The 16,331-nt window shown below is 48.2% G+C and carries 25 protein-coding genes; 16 read left to right on the forward strand and 9 right to left on the reverse strand.

Annotated features, from left to right (window positions below; all coding sequences use genetic code 11):
* Nucleotides 1-70 precede the first annotated feature (70 nt).
* The 9 genes from V8L73_RS05965 to V8L73_RS06005 all read right to left on the reverse strand — a co-directional run bounded on the left by V8L73_RS05965 (nucleotide 71) and on the right by V8L73_RS06005 (nucleotide 3,860).
* Nucleotides 71-310, reverse strand: coding sequence for a hypothetical protein (locus V8L73_RS05965; RefSeq protein WP_347254355.1), 240 nt, complete (start codon nucleotides 308-310; stop codon nucleotides 71-73).
* A complete protein-coding gene (locus V8L73_RS05970) occupies nucleotides 310-1,068 on the reverse strand; it encodes an ORF6N domain-containing protein (RefSeq protein ID WP_347254356.1) in 759 nt (252 codons plus the stop codon). Before V8L73_RS05970 ends, V8L73_RS05965 begins: the two co-directional genes overlap by 1 nt.
* 14 nt (nucleotides 1,069-1,082) lie before the next feature.
* On the reverse strand, nucleotides 1,083-1,598 hold the full coding sequence (locus V8L73_RS05975) for a hypothetical protein (RefSeq protein ID WP_347254357.1): 516 nt from the start codon (nucleotides 1,596-1,598) through the stop codon (nucleotides 1,083-1,085).
* Entirely contained in the window at nucleotides 1,595-1,795 is a 201-nt protein-coding gene (locus tag V8L73_RS05980) for a hypothetical protein (protein WP_347254358.1), read from the reverse strand. Before V8L73_RS05980 ends, V8L73_RS05975 begins: the two co-directional genes overlap by 4 nt.
* A complete protein-coding gene (locus tag V8L73_RS05985) occupies nucleotides 1,788-1,979 on the reverse strand; it encodes a hypothetical protein (RefSeq protein ID WP_347254359.1) in 192 nt (63 codons plus the stop codon). The genes V8L73_RS05980 and V8L73_RS05985 overlap by 8 nt, the downstream gene beginning before the upstream one ends.
* Nucleotides 1,972-2,280 carry a hypothetical protein gene (locus V8L73_RS05990; RefSeq protein WP_347254360.1) on the reverse strand — a complete coding sequence of 103 codons (309 nt, stop codon included), beginning with the start codon at nucleotides 2,278-2,280 and terminating at the stop codon, nucleotides 1,972-1,974. The genes V8L73_RS05985 and V8L73_RS05990 overlap by 8 nt, the downstream gene beginning before the upstream one ends.
* Nucleotides 2,281-2,482: 202 nt before the next feature.
* On the reverse strand, nucleotides 2,483-2,677 hold the full coding sequence (locus V8L73_RS05995; protein ID WP_347254361.1) for a hypothetical protein: 195 nt from the start codon (nucleotides 2,675-2,677) through the stop codon (nucleotides 2,483-2,485).
* The gene (locus V8L73_RS06000) at nucleotides 2,670-2,891 is read right to left on the reverse strand and encodes a host cell division inhibitor Icd-like protein (RefSeq protein WP_347254362.1); all 222 of its coding nucleotides are present in this window, start codon (nucleotides 2,889-2,891) and stop codon (nucleotides 2,670-2,672) included. Before V8L73_RS06000 ends, V8L73_RS05995 begins: the two co-directional genes overlap by 8 nt.
* Nucleotides 2,892-3,137: 246 nt before the next feature.
* Complete coding sequence (locus V8L73_RS06005) at nucleotides 3,138-3,860, reverse strand: XRE family transcriptional regulator (RefSeq protein WP_422655621.1); 723 nt, start codon at nucleotides 3,858-3,860, stop codon at nucleotides 3,138-3,140.
* Between the two features lie 108 nt (nucleotides 3,861-3,968).
* On the opposite strand from V8L73_RS06005, the gene V8L73_RS06010 reads away from it, so the two are divergent.
* The 16 genes from V8L73_RS06010 to V8L73_RS06085 all read left to right on the forward strand — a co-directional run bounded on the left by V8L73_RS06010 (nucleotide 3,969) and on the right by V8L73_RS06085 (nucleotide 16,324).
* Nucleotides 3,969-4,214 (forward strand): helix-turn-helix domain-containing protein, encoded by a 246-nt coding sequence (locus tag V8L73_RS06010; protein WP_347254363.1) that lies wholly within the window; start codon nucleotides 3,969-3,971, stop codon nucleotides 4,212-4,214.
* A 40-nt stretch (nucleotides 4,215-4,254) separates the two neighbouring features.
* Nucleotides 4,255-4,434, forward strand: coding sequence for a DUF4222 domain-containing protein (locus V8L73_RS06015; RefSeq protein WP_347254364.1), 180 nt, complete (start codon nucleotides 4,255-4,257; stop codon nucleotides 4,432-4,434).
* Nucleotides 4,431-5,336 carry a helix-turn-helix domain-containing protein gene (locus V8L73_RS06020; RefSeq protein ID WP_347254365.1) on the forward strand — a complete coding sequence of 302 codons (906 nt, stop codon included), beginning with the start codon at nucleotides 4,431-4,433 and terminating at the stop codon, nucleotides 5,334-5,336. The genes V8L73_RS06015 and V8L73_RS06020 overlap by 4 nt, the downstream gene beginning before the upstream one ends.
* A 104-nt stretch (nucleotides 5,337-5,440) precedes the next feature.
* Complete coding sequence (locus V8L73_RS06025; RefSeq protein WP_347254366.1) at nucleotides 5,441-7,315, forward strand: toprim domain-containing protein; 1,875 nt, start codon at nucleotides 5,441-5,443, stop codon at nucleotides 7,313-7,315.
* Nucleotides 7,312-7,650 (forward strand): hypothetical protein, encoded by a 339-nt coding sequence (locus V8L73_RS06030; RefSeq protein ID WP_347254367.1) that lies wholly within the window; start codon nucleotides 7,312-7,314, stop codon nucleotides 7,648-7,650. Before V8L73_RS06025 ends, V8L73_RS06030 begins: the two co-directional genes overlap by 4 nt.
* The gene (locus tag V8L73_RS06035; protein ID WP_347254368.1) at nucleotides 7,647-8,504 is read left to right on the forward strand and encodes a helix-turn-helix domain-containing protein; all 858 of its coding nucleotides are present in this window, start codon (nucleotides 7,647-7,649) and stop codon (nucleotides 8,502-8,504) included. Before V8L73_RS06030 ends, V8L73_RS06035 begins: the two co-directional genes overlap by 4 nt.
* Entirely contained in the window at nucleotides 8,504-9,148 is a 645-nt protein-coding gene (locus V8L73_RS06040) for a hypothetical protein (protein WP_347254369.1), read from the forward strand. Before V8L73_RS06035 ends, V8L73_RS06040 begins: the two co-directional genes overlap by 1 nt.
* Nucleotides 9,145-9,927 carry an antitermination protein gene (locus V8L73_RS06045; protein ID WP_347254370.1) on the forward strand — a complete coding sequence of 261 codons (783 nt, stop codon included), beginning with the start codon at nucleotides 9,145-9,147 and terminating at the stop codon, nucleotides 9,925-9,927. The genes V8L73_RS06040 and V8L73_RS06045 overlap by 4 nt, the downstream gene beginning before the upstream one ends.
* 252 nt (nucleotides 9,928-10,179) lie before the next feature.
* Nucleotides 10,180-10,500, forward strand: a complete 321-nt coding sequence (locus V8L73_RS06050; protein ID WP_347254371.1) for a GrlR family regulatory protein — start codon at nucleotides 10,180-10,182, stop codon at nucleotides 10,498-10,500.
* 368 nt (nucleotides 10,501-10,868) lie between these two features.
* Nucleotides 10,869-11,066: a phage holin family protein gene (locus V8L73_RS06055; protein ID WP_347254372.1), complete on the forward strand. Its 198-nt coding sequence runs from the start codon at nucleotides 10,869-10,871 to the stop codon at nucleotides 11,064-11,066.
* Nucleotides 11,047-11,532, forward strand: coding sequence for a lysozyme (locus V8L73_RS06060; protein ID WP_422655614.1), 486 nt, complete (start codon nucleotides 11,047-11,049; stop codon nucleotides 11,530-11,532). Before V8L73_RS06055 ends, V8L73_RS06060 begins: the two co-directional genes overlap by 20 nt.
* A 207-nt stretch (nucleotides 11,533-11,739) precedes the next feature.
* Nucleotides 11,740-12,054, forward strand: coding sequence for an Rz1-like lysis system protein LysC (lysC, locus tag V8L73_RS06065; RefSeq protein ID WP_347254373.1), 315 nt, complete (start codon nucleotides 11,740-11,742; stop codon nucleotides 12,052-12,054).
* Nucleotides 12,055-13,187: 1,133 nt separating this feature from the next.
* Nucleotides 13,188-13,499, forward strand: coding sequence for a hypothetical protein (locus V8L73_RS06070; RefSeq protein ID WP_347254374.1), 312 nt, complete (start codon nucleotides 13,188-13,190; stop codon nucleotides 13,497-13,499).
* 4 nt (nucleotides 13,500-13,503) lie between these two features.
* Nucleotides 13,504-13,854, forward strand: coding sequence for an HNH endonuclease (locus V8L73_RS06075; protein ID WP_347254375.1), 351 nt, complete (start codon nucleotides 13,504-13,506; stop codon nucleotides 13,852-13,854).
* A gap of 217 nt (nucleotides 13,855-14,071) precedes the next feature.
* Nucleotides 14,072-14,569 (forward strand): phage terminase small subunit P27 family, encoded by a 498-nt coding sequence (locus tag V8L73_RS06080; protein WP_347254376.1) that lies wholly within the window; start codon nucleotides 14,072-14,074, stop codon nucleotides 14,567-14,569.
* 3 nt (nucleotides 14,570-14,572) lie between these two features.
* Nucleotides 14,573-16,324, forward strand: a complete 1,752-nt coding sequence (locus V8L73_RS06085) for a terminase large subunit (protein ID WP_347254377.1) — start codon at nucleotides 14,573-14,575, stop codon at nucleotides 16,322-16,324.
* The last annotated feature ends 7 nt before the right edge of the window (nucleotides 16,325-16,331 follow it).

The following is a 16,331-nucleotide window of genomic DNA, read 5'->3' on the forward strand; positions in this document are numbered from 1 at the left end:
AAGTTAACCCCGGCCATTGAGCCGTAAATAAAGTTGGGCGCTGCCTAAGTTAAATTAAAACGCTGGTGTCTTATTTTTTCTCCTGGCATATGTCGAGTTCACCAATAAGTTCTTCGCTATAACCTTCAGGGACGACAGAAAATAACGAATGATTAGTTGCTCCGATTCGATCATCTTCTAATGCATCAGTCGTCCTGCTTGTCGCTTCTTTAGCGTCTATGGCCAACACCGCCATTTGCAGCGGATGTCGGTGCCCGCATGGATAGCTGCTCAGATAGGTAACGATATACTTCTTAGTGTATTGCATCATCAAAACTCCCACCCGATAGCCTGAAATAGCCCCATTTTAGGGTGATACCTGCGCGTATTCCCGCGAGGCTCTGCTTCCGACATCATTTGATGAAAAGCGGACATGAAAGGTTCAAGCTCAACGATAGCACGACGGGACAACAGTCCATCCGGCGTCATAAATTCGTGTGTATCTGTGGGGATGTTATAGGCGTTAACCAGATTTCGGCATTTCGCATCAGTCATTCCGCTTTTGGCCACGACCTGACGATACCCAACGTATCCAGCTCGCATAGTGCCGCGCTTAATGTTCTCCACGGCTTCGGTTACCGTCTCGATCCGTTCTTCGACGTGATTCAGGCGTTTTTGCTGGCGAACGGCGTCGGCGGCCATTGCGGCAATCATTTCTATTTCAGTCAGTGGCTGGGTCTGCTTAGTGCGGAAATAGCTATTAACCAGATCTCGCTGAACCTGCCAGGCTAGATCGTCATTGAATGGCTTCGTCAACATCAGGTAGCCAGACTCGAAAAGAATGATTCCTTTGGCAGTGCGAGCGGCAAATACATCAGAAAGTGACTCCGTACGTATTACGTCCGCAGTCAATTCAAGAAAATCCACACCTTCAATAAAGTGAGTACGGTTACGGTTAAATGCCGCACGCGCTGTGCCCTCTGGCCGCTGGTGGACTTCATCAATCATCGCCAGAGTAACAATGCGCTGACCGCGATATTCAACAACAGGCAGTTGGGTGTTTTGGATAGTGATAACTTGGTTTTTCATGTCTATCATTCCTCTTAGTGAATCGCTGCCGGTGGCGGTGGTTGTAGCTCACCGGAAAGCAGTAACACTGCACTGTCTTTCAAAAAGTCATCAATGAATTTATTCAGCCAAGGACCACCTCTATTTTCCTCTTCCCGCTGATTCATCAGGTAGAAGTTCATAACGTGAAGGTAGCCATCGGAGTCAGGTATTTCTAAAAGCGCCGACTCAACCTGAGCCTGTAACAGCAGCTCAATGACATCACGGTCGATTGCGATAACGATATTGTCGCATTGAAAAACAAACCCGTTATCCCGTTTACCGAACCGTTCACCGCAGTAAATCAGGTAGCTTAATGCGGCATTGGTGCGGAGTAGGCCGGAGCAAATTTCCGCATACTCCTGCAGTTCCTCAGGCGTCATTGGACGCGAATTTTTCAGCCGTTCCGGCGCTGTCATCCACGACGGCAGCTTTAAGTCTTTCGAATCGAGGAACGCAATAAGCTCACTTTCGGTCATGTCGGCAATTAAGGGGCTAAGCAGTTTTTTCATTGACCCACCTTCATTGTCCCGTCAACAATTAGTTCATTGATGCTGACTTCAATAGCCCTCATCTTCTTAAACAGGCTCCGTAAAGTGCGGTACATGTGATCGTCACTATTATCGCCAACGGCCTCAGTCATCATCCCTATCGTTCCCACTACCTCTTCAACCTCTTCGTTGAGGGTGGTTAAGTTGACGTTACTCATCTTTCTCTGCCTCCCTGTCCAACCAAGAGGAAATTTTGCAGGATAAATCCCATGCAAGGCCGATAAGAGAGTAAACTTCTGCGCCGCCTGTTTTTTTTGGTCCGCGTTCATGCAATATGCATAGCAGTGACTGCAGGTTATCGGCAGTGATCGCCATTTCGTCGATAGTGGGTTTATTACTCATTGGTCACTCTCCGTTGACGACAGACAATCTCACCACCAGCGGCACTAGAATTCCGGTTAAGTACGTCCGCTATCTCTGCAAGCGTGGACAGGAACGCCCCCAATTTGCTCATATCTTTTTTGGCTTGTTCTTCTGGGTAGCCAGAACCTGATGCTGCCAAAAAGACTAAATTTCCTACCGTCGAAATACCGTCTAAAATGGTACAAACCGCATCATATTGAGTCTCAGATATGCTTTCCAACTCAGCCTCACTCACACTGGCGAGTCGTGAATATGCAGTTAGTTGTTCGCTTAGGCTCATACGTTCACCTCTGTATTCTCCATGTCGGCTAGTTTGCAATAAGCGTCTTCGACAAGGCTTCTTATGCCACTGAGGGCGATTTGTATGTCGGCGTTATCCATGTGTTCTACAGATGACTCAACGGCGATCAGTAGGGATGCTGCCTGAGTTGTGAGCCGAACTACGGACTTGTATTCCCGGACGCCGGTTGTCGATACCTTGTTCATTCACCCACCTCCGCACGCAAAGATGTAGTGATTTCCTGATTCAGATCGGCCGCAATGGTGATTAGGTCATGAAATTTTGGAGAGCATTCATCGGCGAATTTTTCCATCATGGCGGAAAGTAAAGACGCCAATAAACCGGCCTTATAGCAGGCCATATCCAGTGGAATAGCTTTCAGTGAAGGCTTACGCATGACTCACCTCCTGACGAATACGAGCAGAGAACATCAGCAGAAAGCCGCCGGACAGCATTTGACGAGCACTGCGCTCATCAGGAGCGATGATTTCACGCCGTGATGGAGTAGGTGAACGCACATCCCAGAACCGAAAGCGGAACAGGGGAAGGCGCACTGGACAGGCATCCACTACAAATGGGCGCTGGTTTGCGGTATGATTTATGCTGGTCATATAGACTCTCCGTTTGTTGTGACCTATGCAGCCCCGCAGTTGATTGCGAGTCGGTGCGGGGCTGTATTTTGTTAGCTTAATGCAGATTAACTACTGCTTGCCGGATGTGAACTAAAGTTAATATAAATTTTTACTTTAGTAAAGTGCGTGGTTTGATATTTTTATTTTCTGGAGTTAACTGTTTGAAATTTAAAAATAAAAAAACCGGCAACAGGCCGGTTTTTAGTGCGTTAAGTGTAAGCGAAGTTATATTAGAACAGAATACCAGAATACTCTCCCTATAATCTCAACGTCATCCATAGGGACTTCTTGATCTGGGAAGTCAGCTTTGTTGTAGCTGCGTATTCCCAGTATGTTGTTGGGCATGAGGTAGAGAAGCTTTATGCGTTTTAAACCTAAGTGGTTTATTGCGTACATCTTTCCATCAACGACTCTTTTGCTATTTGTGTTTACAGCAACAGTTGTTCCGTCTGGAAGTACTGGTTCCATACTATCTCCAGTAGCAGGAAAACATATAACACCAGACCCGTCAGTATTAGCGCCAACCCTCCGCAGGGTTGCTTTAGAAAATCGGAGCATAAAGCCGTTGTAATCCCCCTCATTAACCCGACCATCACCACAAGCAAACTCTATATCTTTAAGGAAGGGAACCTCTACTTCATCATCTTCAAGTGGGGTATTTTTATCCCAAACACTTATTGGCATCCATTCACTCTCTGGTGGTACTGAAGCTTCTTTTGATTGTTTTTTAACTATAGAGTTTTTGGGGCCATTACCGGTGGATAGCCATTCTGGCTCAACTCCGAGAACCTTTGCTATCTCAACCAGTTTTCTAGTGCTTGTAGATTTACCATTAGTTAGCTTCCAGATCCCGGGCGCACTCACACCCACTGCGTTAGCCAAGGAAGCTTGTGAGTGTCCTGATTCTTTAATAGCGGCATTTAACCGATCTGCAAATGTTTTCATAATTGTCATTCTAATCCCTTCGTTAATATTAGTAAATTAACTTACGTTATTGCCATAAGTTAATCAATGGGCTAATATCTATCCCTGAAATTAACTTATGGATGTGACTGTATGACTAATCCACATATTCAAAAAGCAGTTGAGATCACAGGTAGCCAAGCTGCTTTGGCTCGTTCCTGCGGTGTGTCTCCTGCGGCTGTATTCAAATGGTTAAATGGTCGTCGCGTAAAAGCTGACTATGTGATGTCGATAGTTCGCGCCACCGGTGGTCAAGTCATGGCTCATGAAATCCGTCCGGATCTAAAGGAATTATTTCCACACCCAGATAACCAACGATGCCCAGAGAAGCATACCTAAGCGCGGTTATGCCGGTGGTTTTTTGCCCTGATGATGAATTATGACGGATGAAATTATCGTTTTAGATCGTCGTTACCGAGATCCGCGTGGTGTCATTGTGCATGTCATCGGGTACAACGCGGAAAAGCAGCAAGTGATTTTCATGAGGTCAGGTTATGAACATCCCTGCATGCAACCAGTTTGGAAGTTTCAACAGTATTACGAGAGGTTAACGGTATGAGCAGCAAAATCCAAGGTTATGTTTGGGATGCCTGCGCCGTCTCAGGAGTAAAAGGCACTAAATTAATGGTAATGGTGCGCCTTGCTGATTATTCCAGTGATGAGGGAACCAGTTATCCGGGGATAAAAACGATTGCCCGCCAGATTGGTGCTGGTGAAAGTACGATCAGGACAGCTATAGCTGAGTTGGAATCTGATGGCTGGCTACGTCGTGAGAATAGGCGTAATGGCAATCGCAATACTTCAAATATGTACTACCTCAACATTGAAAAGCTGGAAGAAATAGCACTTTCTGAAAGGGTAAAACTTAAAGTCACACGGCGCAGAAAAGATGATTTTCACCCGTCAGAATCTGACCCGTCTAATTCTGAACAGTCAAAATCTGACCCGTCAGAAATGAGCGTGTCAACAGCCTTTCACCCGTCAGAATCTGGCAAAAACAACGCTTTTGACCCGTCAGAATCTGGAGGACAGGAACTACAAGTATTAAAACATGATCCACAAGTAAAAGATCATAAACCACAAGATGCGCACGCGAAGGACAAAAATAAATTTAATCCTGCAAAAGCAAAACCTGAAAACGTCAGTGATGAAATTTGGCAGGATTGGATTAAATTTCGCCGAGAGAAGCGTCAGCCCCTGACGGAAACAACCTGCACATACCAGACCAGACAGCTTGCAGGGCACCAGAACGCTGATGAGGTCATTCGCCGCTCAATTGCCAGTGGTTGGCAGGGATTATTCCCGGAGAAGGTACCAAACCAGCCTCTGTCCACGGTAGTAAAACCCACGGAAAAACCTGACAACTCAGGATGGTTCACCCCATCCAATGACGGCTCGGCTGAAGTCTTCGTGGATTACGCCGCTTTGGAGAGAGCCAAGCGTGGGAGCTGGCGACAATGAAACCCTTCCTCAAGCGTGTGCTGGTGGCTGGATATAACCACGGCATTTTGCGTGAGGAGTTTGTTACGTGGTGTTTTGCGAAGTTAGATTTACGGAGTGTGTAAATGACCGCCGCTGATTTATCCGAGAAGTTATGGGACAACGTGGAACGTGTATCCAAGTTCCTTTTGCCAAAAGGGCATAAGGAAGGCCATGAATGGTGTGCGGGAAGCGTGAACGGCGAGGCAGGGAAGAGCCTGAAAATTAACATGAGCGGCAAAAAGGCATGGTCTGACTTTGCTAGCGGCGACAGTGGCGACTTACTGGATCTGTGGGTTCTGGTTCGGAACTGCCAACTTCATGAAGCCATGCGGGAAGCCAAGGAGTTTTTAGGACTTAAGGATGACGATCACCACTTTGAGGCGAAGAAAAAGAACTTTGCGCGTCCGACGAAAAAAGGCGTTAAAAAAGCGGATCTATGCTACGAATACCTTGCGGCGCGGGGTATTACTCGCGAAACCGCCGATCTGTTTCGTATTTCTGACGCTGTTGTATGGTATCACGATGAAAACCGCGAGATCCCGGCCGTGGCTTTTCCGTATATCCGCAATGGTGAGTTGCTTCAGGTAAAGCGTATCGGTATTGAGCGGCCAAACGGCAAAAAACTGATTATGGCTGAGGCTGACTGTGAACCAAGTCTGTTTGGTTGGCAGGCGCTTGATGCAAAAATCCGTATGGTTGTTATCTGCGAAGGCGAAATCGACTGTATGACTTATACGCAGTACGGATTCCCCACACTATCAGTGCCGTTCGGTGGCGGTAAGGGCGCCAAGCAGCAATGGATTGAGTACGAATATCACAACCTCGATCGCTTTGATGAAATCTGGCTCAGCCTGGACAATGACGATGTAGGCCGAGAGGCTGCTAAAGAGATTGCCCGCCGACTGGGAGAACACCGTTGTCGCTTGGTAGAACTCCCCCATAAAGATATTAACGAGTGCCTGATGGCGGGTATGGATGCTGAACAGGTACTTTCTTATCTGGAAAGGGCTAAATTCTTCGATCCCGACGAACTATGTTCAGCGGGCGATCTTCTCCAAGAAACTATTGCGGCTTTCGAGCACCGTGATTCGGGGTTGTTCGTCAGTCCTTGGAAATCATTGAATTACAACTTCAGGTTCAGGGGAAGCGAACTGACACTGGTCAACGGCATAAATGGGCACGGTAAAACCGAGCTGGTTGGACATATTGCCGTTGAAGCAATGAGTCAAGGAGTGCGTACCTGCATCGCTTCACTGGAGTTAAAACCGGGAAAAATGCTAGCCCGCCTGACCCGGCAAACTATCTGCACTTCATCACCGTCACGCGACGAAATCATCATGACTAACGAATGGTTTTCTGACCGCCTATGGGTATTCAAGCTCACGGGAACGGCAAAGGCTGGCCGACTGCTTGATATTTTCGTTTATGCTCGGCGCCGGTACGGGATTGAGTTGTTTGTGATTGATAACTTGGCTAAGTGCGGCTTAGACGAAGAGGATTATTCCGGTCAAAAAGACTTCATCGACGCACTGTGCGACTTCAAAAATGAGCACAATTGCCACGTTCTGCTAGTGACGCACAGTAGAAAAACGAATGAAGCCGCGCCGACGGGAAAAATGGACGTTAAAGGGACGGGTGCACTAACGGACATGCCCGATAACGTTATGGCCGTTTGGCGTAACATCCCCCGTGAACTGGCTCAACGGAAAGCCGACAGGCAGGGTTATGAGAACTTAAGCAAGGATGAACAAGCCGCGATGGATTTACCGCCATCAATGATCCGACTGCTGAAGCAACGAGAGGGAGAGGGGTGGATTGGCGACATTGGCGCCACTTTTGACTCTCGTTCTCACCAGTTTTTGGAGGGGAATAACGGCGCTCAAAATTATTTGGTTGGCAAACCGCAGAGTGAAATCGATTTGGAATGGGAAGCGAACAACGTAACGAGGGCAGCATGAAGATTAATAACGAACTGAAAACAGCGATGAAAAAGTATTTTGAAATCAAAAATACCATACGGCAGCAGGAGAGTGAAAACGAGACTAGAGAACTGGAAGAAACAGGAAGTGGTTTCGATGCGAGCTTGTTACAGAAATTGATCGAAGCGCGAGACGAAGTTTCTCGTTTGATTTCTCCTGATAATTATATGGATGCATACAATGAAGTTATTAAGCTGAAGGGAGCCATTGGTGAGCTCATTTTAGAAAATTTAGCGCTGAAATCTGCCGTTAGTCGGTTAGGGGGCGCCCCCGGCTTTGTTGGCAACACAGCAGCAGGGGATAGTCAGCAATGAGAATCGACAATCCAGAGCACAAGGCGTTATTTTCGATCCCTGCTGCATCCTATAGCACCGAACTGGCGACAACCAAGCCGTTACCACCTCAGAAGACCATCACCGGACATAAGCAAACTGACGCTTATCTGTGGGTTCTGGAGGTCATAAGGACGAATGAACCAGCCCACCTACCGGCAGCAGAAGAGGCGCTAAAGAAGCTGAAAATCACGCCTAAAGAGGCTCAGAAGCGTTACTCTGATTATCTGATGGCATCCGGGGCCCATCCGTTACAGATTGCGTTTGGCACGATGAATATTGATGACCCGGAGGGATATTTGCGTGGCGCCCGTCGGAATATTGAACGGGCTAGCCTTGTACGCTCCTATTTTGGCAGTTATAGCGCAGCGTTAGAAAACACCCCACCTGAGAAGCTTATGCTGGTGGGCGAGCTAGATGATGTTTATAGCGCCCGCTGGGGATGGACAAAGGAAGAAATAGCGGCAAATTGTGTGCAGGGGGAGCGCTGTCAAGAGCTGGATAAACAGAGAAAGGCCATTTCCAAGGGATTTACGAAGCAGCTACCAGAGCCAACCACCCTATCTGATGTCGTTCGTGAATTCCAATATTGGGACTGGCTTTACTCCATGCGCAATAGTGCAGAAAAAGAGCTTGGCTATGAGTACGCCGATGGCGGTCGTTGCCACGTAAACGATCGTGAAGAATATCTTGAAACGCTACTCCCTAAAATTAAACCAGTAACCCGGCAAGAGGCTATCAATGTGTGTAAGTGGATACTGGAAGAAGAACGCTTTATGGATCGCGGTGAGCTTACAGACGAAATCATTCTTAACCTGGTGGGGGAATGCGGCTGATGAAACAGTATCAAATAGATTGTCTAATTGAATCAAAAGTTTCGCGCACAAAGGAAAAGGGCATGCTACTCGGTGTTGGTCATTTTGACGTCTCGTTTCCGCGTACGATTAGAATCGACGGCAAGCAGCACAATCATAGCGTCTATAGCGTTTGGCGTGACATGCTCCGTCGTTGTTATAAGCCAAACACTGAGAAATGGAAGCGTAACTATGCCGGCTGCACTGTCTGTGATGAGTGGTTGTATTTCAGTCACTTTCTGGCGTTTTACAAAATGAATTACCGTGAAAATTATGTGTTAGATAAAGACCTGCTCATTCTGGAAAATAAAGTCTACTCACCAGAGCACTGTGTATTTATCCCTCATGCACTGAACAACTTCACTGTAGATCGCGCATACGCACGAGGTGAGTGTCCTCAGGGCGTTTGCTGGGATAAGCGGCATGGTAAGTTTAAGGCGAGCATCCGTGTAAACAGTAAGCTAAAGCACTTAGGATTGTACGATACCGCTCATGCTGCACATATCGCATGGCACAATAAGAAACGGGAACTGGCAATGCAATGGCAGCCAGCATGTGATGAAATTCATTCAGGGCTATACAAAGGACTGATGGTGAAGATTGAATCGATGAGGGAGGCGTCATGAAGTTGGAGTCTTCACTAAAGCATTTCAGCCCACAAGGGCTGGCAATCACTGATTCACCGAGCGGAACCTCGGCAGAACGGTTGACTGGTACTGATATTATGGCCGCTATTGGAGTGTGCCAATCTAAAGCGGCTTTCGGAATGTCAGCATTTTTAGGGAAGACTGGTATTAGCGTTGAGGACAAAGCCAAAGCCATAGAGGCGCTGACGCATTATGCGCACAGGAAAGCCCCCCGGCTGGTGGGTAAAGTCGCCGGGCGTCGGATGGCCCACAGTATGAGGATTATCGCTACCTTGGCCTATGAAGAGTATTGCCATTCAGCCGGCGCCAGCGTGATATGCCACCATTGTTACGGTAAGGGGCTGGTGGAAGAATGGCGGGAGGTGGTGAAATATCCCGGTTACATCGGTGTAGATGGCGAAGAGAAAATCCCACCGGTCATCGAGCGTGAATTGGTTCGGGTGCTGTGCCAGCCTTGCGACGGTAAGGGCGTCATCCATAAACGCTGCCGGAACTGCAAAGGGACAGGGAAGGCGGTAGACCGGGAAGCAACAAAGGCCACAGGGGCACCAGTGGTAAAGGACTGCGAGCGTTGCGGCGGAAAAGGGTATAGCAGGATGCCGTCATCTACGGCTTACAGGGCAATTAAAGAGCTACTCCCAGAGTTAACCCAGTCATCGTGGTCGCGGAACTGGAAGCCGTTGTATGAGCAGTTGGTCGCCAAATGTGACGCAGAAGAGAGCACAGCTGACGCCACATTTCAGAAAATCACGCGGTAGGGGGAAATTCTATGCGGGTGCCGCTTGCATTTTGCATAAGAATGGCGTAATTTATCTAAATAGTGGGAATTTGTAGCTATACACCACTAAAATACATTTCAAACCTCGCTCCGGCGGGGTTTTCTTTTTTGGAAGGTGCCGCTCAGGAAGGGCGCATTGTCAAAGCCCGCACTATTAGTCAGTTGGAAACGTTTCCTCAAAGTCTTAATATGGTAACGCTATTTTCGATAAACTTTAGTGCATGGGGTTTTTATGAAAGATGGTATCTATTTTGTCGTATTCAAAAGCAATAACTTGGCTGCTGGTAGCGGAACTGTCGTTGTTAATGGGAATGCTGTTAACGGCGGAGATTTTGCCTACTCCTACAAGGGAAGGGCAAATGGTAATGCGGTGACTCTCGTTGTAGAGAAGCACAATAAGACGGCCACATCTGTTTTTGGTGATGTCAATAAATTCAATCTCATTCTTACTGCGGCTGAAACTCCTCACGGATATCTTATTTCCGGTAACATGGAGGGGATTCCTTCTGCGCAAATACAGATTGATGCAAAATTTATTGGAGATTTACTGTAAGAATCTCCAGTGATAACAGGCCACCGATTGGTGGCTTTTTTATTGGAGAATTTATGAAAAAAATATTCATTCATATTTGCGTTAAATTGTCAGGCAAGAGCCAATCTCAATTAGCTAAAGAATTCGAGTTTCATTACTTTCTTACCCGCTCTCGGTTTATAGCATACTTTAAGGCAGTATTTGCTTAACCCTTGCTATTTGTAACCCCATGCATGGTGTATAGCAAGGTGACGGCCGGGAAAGACCGGCTCACAATACAAAGCCCACACATCCCCAGCCAAACCCAACATACACCCTCATATGCTCAGTGGCTACGACTGAGGGCTAACCCTATTAACTAAAACGGACACTTCCGGTAGGAGGTGGATATGCGCATGGACAAATACTCAACTGGCTCTGCATACGGATGGGGGGCGTTTACTGCAATGCTAGGAGCTTTATCTCTAAATGACTGGGCTCTCGTCATTGGTATCGGCTGCACCATCGGGACTTTTGTTGTCAATTGGCACTACAAGCGTAAAGAGTTTGAACTCAAGGCTGGGGGAAATGATGAAAGAATCTCTTAAAAATAGGTTTCTTCAAGCTGGATTGCTTAGCGGGGCGTTGACGCTTGCCGCAACGATGGTGATGTATTTCGAAGGCTATGAGTCGAAGCCTTACCGTGATGTGGTCGGAGTCCTCACTGTCTGCTATGGACATACGGGGTCGGATATTGTTCCCGGTCGCGAGTATTCAAAGGCTGAGTGTGAAGAGCTTTTACGCCAAGATTTAGCTATCGTTCAGCGCCAAGTTGACCGCCTGGTGACGGTACCGCTCCCCGACGAAACGAGAGCCGCGCTTTATTCGTTCACGTACAACGTTGGTACCGGAGCCTTTAGCCGCTCAACGCTACTAAAAAAGCTTAATGCCGGAGACGGTAAAGGCGCATGTAACGAGCTGAAACGCTGGACATACGCAGGCGGCAAGGTTTGGAAAGGGCTAGTGACTCGCCGTGAGATTGAGCGCGAGGTTTGTCTGTGGGGTCAGAAATGAAAGCCCGCTATGTAGTTGCCATAACAGTGTTTGCCTTAAGCCTGTTCGGGGGAGTTTGCTGGTCAGCATATCACTACCACGGCAAATACCAGACAGAGAAAGCCAGAGCGGATTCAGCGGAACAGCGAGCCGATAGCGCTGGTGCCATCATTGAGCGAACACTGGTCGCCGCTAACGCCATCAATACCGTAATAGGGATAACTCACAATGCAAAGTTACAAATCGCACTGGAGTCACAGAGAGCCGAGGAAGATATCAAAGTGGCTGTTACAGGTGATGAGTGCGCTGGTCGCGCTGTTCCTGCTGCTGTCGATAGGCGGCTGCGAGAATACGCGCGTGGTTTACGTACCGGTTCCGGCGCTACCGCTACCGACGAACCTGACAGCCGAGACGCCACAACCACCAATACCGGCACCACTGACATGGGGAGGCAGCGTTAACCTGAACGTGGCGCTGCTGGCGGCGCTGGCGCAGTGTAACGCTGATAAGACGGGGATCAGGGAAATTGACATAAAAAAATAGCCCCAACTTTCGAGAGAGGAAGAAGGGGCAACCCATGAATATACATAGTATCTTTATTATTCCATGTGCCGTGCACGGTAATCATCGTAGCTAATAGTAATCGTATTTGCCAGTTGTTTGATTAATTTTTAAGCGGCCACCTTCAGCGCTGTACGTAGACTATCGGTCTTCTTCGTCAAAAAAGAAAGAGACCACCGCAGCAGCAGACAGGATTGAAATAAACAGAATGATAAATATATCAACGCTATTCATAGTGTCAGCTCCACGAAAAGAGATTTGGCATACTTAATGATAGCCGAGTTATGTGAATAAAATGTGAAGCTTTGATTTAAACGTCGTAGTTTGAGTATTGAAGATAAAAAAATGCCCCATCATCAGTGAAGGGGCGAACATCTTCTTTTGTGCACTCGTCTTAGCTTTCTGTTTTATCATCTGGATTTACGTGTTTAACACGCCCTTAAAGCGTAGTTAACAATGGCTAGGGCCGTCAAGCGTAAGGACATAAAAAATACCCCTTCATCCGGGAACAATAGAGATGAAGGGGAACGGAGACCAGTTTGTATTTTTTGGGTTTAAGTGAGTTTTACTGTTTCACCTTGGTTACGTGCATTGAACACGTCAGCAAACAATAATTAACAAGCATTGCAAGTGTCAAGTTTGATTTTAGAAAATGCTAAATTGATGCGTGATGATGTGACGAATTTAGCATAAACGCGCTGTATTGATACCGAGCACTCTTAAAAACATCGAGGGCTATATTTTCATGTGTAGCATAATATTCTGATGGGGCTCTTTGGAAGCCTTTCTCATCCCACAAAACAAAGAAAGTATGAACTTTTAACGAAAAGGTATGATAATCTAGCGTTGCTAACAACATTGTAGACTTGAATAACATACTTGTTATTAATGCCAGCCTTCCCGCTGGCATTTTTTATACCCCAAATTTGCCGCGCCACCCGTCGCTGTCTCCCTGCTTTAGCTATGACCATGATCCGCAAGGGTGCTCCTTATCATGCGAGCGGGCGGGGTTAATCAATAACGGGCAACGCCGGGTGAAGTTCCCATCATAGCGGTCTATCGGCAACCGTGGCGGAAGAATACTGATCACTAATACCAATCAGAGAGGGGAGAAAATGAAGAAACTGAATTTAAACGATGTGATGGCCTACATGAAAGTGACTATCACCGAAACCGGCTATGAGATATCAAGCCCGGCAGGCTCGGCACAGTATGACGCGTGGGGAAGCCGCACGACGGTCAACGGTATCCCTGAACACTTTCCGCGTTCATTGACAGTTAAGCAACCTAAGGCAGAGAAGGTTATCAGCACTCTAATAGTTGAAGTGAAGCCAAAGGTTGACGAATCAGCACTGGTGGACGTAGCGACGGCGATAAAGGCGGCAACAGAACGAGCAGCAACCGAAATCCTTTCACGCCTAAGGTAGCCTTATGCCAGCAAGAATACCCCGAGCTTGCCGTAAGCGTGGCTGCGGTAAGACTACAACTGACCGAAGCGGGTTCTGTGAGCAGCACCGCAACACAGGCTGGGAGAACCACCAGCGCGGACTCAGTAGGCATGAGCGCGGCTACGGTAGTAAGTGGGACATCATCAGGGCTCGCATACTGAAGCGCGATAACTATCTGTGTCAGAACTGCCTACCCACTGGCCGTGCCGTTGAGGCTAAGACCGTGGACCATATCACCCCAAAAGCACATGGCGGCACCGATGCAGATATTAACCTACAGGCATTGTGCTGGCCCTGCCATAAGACAAAGACAGCGAGAGAGAGGAACGCATGACACAAGACGAGCAGACGGTATTGATGTTCAAGGGGCTGATTGGTGCCGAGCTTCAAAATGAGTGTAAATGAGAATAAATCTCAAGTGTGGGGAGGGGGGATCAAATCTCTACCACTCTCGGCCTAAAGGACCGCTGCCTCACCTTTTTTCACACCGCCGCAGGTTAGAAACCTTTTTTGGGGCGTTTTTTAGCGGTGATTAATAGGAGTTTTCGATTATGTCAGGACCACCGAAAACCCCGACACACCTACGGTTAGTGAAGGGGAACCCATCAAAGCGAGCGATAAATAAAAGCGAGCCTAAACCACCGTCAGGGGTTCCCCCAATTCCAAAGCATTTTGATAAACAGGGGAAGTACTGGTTTAAGCGGATTGGGGAGGAGCTCGACGCCGTTGGCGTGATGACCACGTTAGACGCAAAGGCTCTTGAGCTGCTGATCGAAGCATACGTCGAGTACCGGCACCACTGTGACACGCTCGACCGCGAGGGATACACCTACGCGGTATATAGCGAGGATGAGCGTGACGAAGGGAAAGATCGTGAGATCCGAATGATTAAACCGCACCCTGCAGCTGTGATGAAGGCGGATGTTTGGAAACGTATTCGAGCCATGCTGTCTGAGTTTGGCATGACCCCCTCAAGTCGATCCAAAGTTGCGGCCAAAGGCCCGGCGGAGGAAGACCCATTGGAAGCATTTCTTAAAAAGCGCAAATGATGAATGGCAACCGTTGCAGATGGATTCCGCTACGCAGAGCGCGTGGTATCTGGCGAAATTGTTGCTGGCGAACTGGTGCGCCTGGCGTGCCAGCGGTTCTTTCATGATTTAGAGCACGGCCCTGAGCGCGGTGTCTATTTTGATGAGGACCGCGCTCAGCACATTCTCGATTTTTATTGCTTTGTCCCGCATGTAAAAGGGCATTTGACCGGCAAGCCGATCGAGCTGATGGATTGGCATGTTTTTATACTGATCAACATTTTTGGTTTTGTCATTCCGCTGATAGACGAAATGACATCAGAGCCGGTGATCGATGAGGATGGCGAACCGGTTTACGTTAGGCGATTCCGTACTGCCTATGACGAGGTTGCGCGTAAAAACGCAAAGTCCACGCTGTCTTCCGGTATCGGCCTTTATATGACCGGCGCCGATGGTGAAGGGGGGGCGGAAGTTTATTCCGCAGCTACCACTCGCGATCAGGCCCGCATTGTCTTTGAAGATGCCAAGCGAATGATCAAGTTGGCCGCCAAGACGCTCGGCAGGATGTTCGGCAGTAACAAGCTGAATATTCATCAGGAGCGCACCGGTTCGAAGTTTGAGCCGGTGGCCAGCGACGCCAACAACCTGGACGGCTTGAACATTCACTGCGGTATTGTGGATGAGCTGCACGCGCATAAAACCAGAGACGTCTGGGACGTTCTGGAAACGGCGACGGGCGCCCGCCTGCAATCGCTGATTTTTGCCATTACCACAGCGGGCTTCAACAAAGAGGGGATCTGCTACGAGCAGCGCGATTACGCGATCAAGGTGTTGCAGAATTTCGACAACCCGGACCCGCTATCTATAAAAGATGATAGCTATTTCGCGCTGATCTACACGCTGGATAAGGATGACGATCCATTTGATGAGGCTAACTGGCCAAAGGCCAACCCCGGACTAGGTATCTGTAAGCGCTGGGATGACATGCGCCGCCTGGCCAAGAAAGCCAAAGAGCAGGTATCCGCACGCGTTAACTTCTTCACCAAGCACCTCAATATTTGGGTACAGGGTGAGCAGGCGTGGATGGATATGGCCCGCTGGGAAAAATGCCGCGACACGTGGGATAGTTCGGAATCTGCTATTTGGTCTATGTGGCTCGGCGTTGACCTTGCCAACAAGATCGATATTTCAGCGGCGGTTAAAGTATGGCAATCGCCAAGCGGGGATATCTATATCAAGTCGAAATTCTGGATCCCAGAAGGGCGGCTTGAGGCGTGTTCCCGGCAGCAGGCTGAGTTGTATAAAAAATGGAATGAGGCGGGCTATCTGGAGTTTACCGACGGCGATGTTGTCGATCACAACTTAATCAAAGAGGAGACGTTGGACTGGGCTCGCGGTGACTCAATGAATGAGTTGGCCTACGATCCTTGGAGTGCAACGCAGTTTGCCCTATCTGTAGCGGCGGAAGGAGCTCCGATCGTAGAGGTTCCTCAGACTGTGAAAAATCTTTCTGAGGCCATGAAGGAGATAGAGGCGAAGGTTTACGCCGGGCGCCTTCATCACGACGGCAACCCGGTCATGACATGGATGATGTCAAACGTTACCGTCAAGCCGGACAAAAACGAAAATATCTTCCCTAACAAATCTACTCCAGAAAATAAGATCGACGGTCCTGTTGCGATGTTCATCGCGACGAGTCGTCTTCTGGTTAATGGTGGCGAACAGGAGCCGAGCCTGTCCGAGCACATTTCTAACGTTGGCATTCGCTCACTATAAACGAGGA

The organism is Leminorella grimontii, assembly GCF_039789245.1.
In the GTDB taxonomy this organism is placed as follows: domain Bacteria; phylum Pseudomonadota; class Gammaproteobacteria; order Enterobacterales; family Enterobacteriaceae; genus Leminorella; species Leminorella grimontii.

Coding starts and splice junctions, on each gene's coding strand:
- V8L73_RS05965 (WP_347254355.1), bottom strand. CDS start 310: ATGATGCAATACACTAAGAAGTATATCGTTACCTATCTGAGCAGCTAT.
- V8L73_RS05970 (WP_347254356.1), bottom strand. CDS start 1,068: ATGAAAAACCAAGTTATCACTATCCAAAACACCCAACTGCCTGTTGTT.
- V8L73_RS05975 (WP_347254357.1), bottom strand. CDS start 1,598: ATGAAAAAACTGCTTAGCCCCTTAATTGCCGACATGACCGAAAGTGAG.
- V8L73_RS05980 (WP_347254358.1), bottom strand. CDS start 1,795: ATGAGTAACGTCAACTTAACCACCCTCAACGAAGAGGTTGAAGAGGTA.
- V8L73_RS05985 (WP_347254359.1), bottom strand. CDS start 1,979: ATGAGTAATAAACCCACTATCGACGAAATGGCGATCACTGCCGATAAC.
- V8L73_RS05990 (WP_347254360.1), bottom strand. CDS start 2,280: ATGAGCCTAAGCGAACAACTAACTGCATATTCACGACTCGCCAGTGTG.
- V8L73_RS05995 (WP_347254361.1), bottom strand. CDS start 2,677: ATGCGTAAGCCTTCACTGAAAGCTATTCCACTGGATATGGCCTGCTAT.
- V8L73_RS06000 (WP_347254362.1), bottom strand. CDS start 2,891: ATGACCAGCATAAATCATACCGCAAACCAGCGCCCATTTGTAGTGGAT.
- V8L73_RS06010 (WP_347254363.1), top strand. CDS start 3,969: ATGACTAATCCACATATTCAAAAAGCAGTTGAGATCACAGGTAGCCAA.
- V8L73_RS06015 (WP_347254364.1), top strand. CDS start 4,255: ATGACGGATGAAATTATCGTTTTAGATCGTCGTTACCGAGATCCGCGT.
- V8L73_RS06020 (WP_347254365.1), top strand. CDS start 4,431: ATGAGCAGCAAAATCCAAGGTTATGTTTGGGATGCCTGCGCCGTCTCA.
- V8L73_RS06025 (WP_347254366.1), top strand. CDS start 5,441: ATGACCGCCGCTGATTTATCCGAGAAGTTATGGGACAACGTGGAACGT.
- V8L73_RS06030 (WP_347254367.1), top strand. CDS start 7,312: ATGAAGATTAATAACGAACTGAAAACAGCGATGAAAAAGTATTTTGAA.
- V8L73_RS06035 (WP_347254368.1), top strand. CDS start 7,647: ATGAGAATCGACAATCCAGAGCACAAGGCGTTATTTTCGATCCCTGCT.
- V8L73_RS06040 (WP_347254369.1), top strand. CDS start 8,504: ATGAAACAGTATCAAATAGATTGTCTAATTGAATCAAAAGTTTCGCGC.
- V8L73_RS06045 (WP_347254370.1), top strand. CDS start 9,145: ATGAAGTTGGAGTCTTCACTAAAGCATTTCAGCCCACAAGGGCTGGCA.
- V8L73_RS06050 (WP_347254371.1), top strand. CDS start 10,180: ATGAAAGATGGTATCTATTTTGTCGTATTCAAAAGCAATAACTTGGCT.
- V8L73_RS06055 (WP_347254372.1), top strand. CDS start 10,869: ATGCGCATGGACAAATACTCAACTGGCTCTGCATACGGATGGGGGGCG.
- V8L73_RS06060 (WP_422655614.1), top strand. CDS start 11,047: ATGATGAAAGAATCTCTTAAAAATAGGTTTCTTCAAGCTGGATTGCTT.
- lysC (WP_347254373.1), top strand. CDS start 11,740: ATGCAAAGTTACAAATCGCACTGGAGTCACAGAGAGCCGAGGAAGATA.
- V8L73_RS06070 (WP_347254374.1), top strand. CDS start 13,188: ATGAAGAAACTGAATTTAAACGATGTGATGGCCTACATGAAAGTGACT.
- V8L73_RS06075 (WP_347254375.1), top strand. CDS start 13,504: ATGCCAGCAAGAATACCCCGAGCTTGCCGTAAGCGTGGCTGCGGTAAG.
- V8L73_RS06080 (WP_347254376.1), top strand. CDS start 14,072: ATGTCAGGACCACCGAAAACCCCGACACACCTACGGTTAGTGAAGGGG.
- V8L73_RS06085 (WP_347254377.1), top strand. CDS start 14,573: ATGGCAACCGTTGCAGATGGATTCCGCTACGCAGAGCGCGTGGTATCT.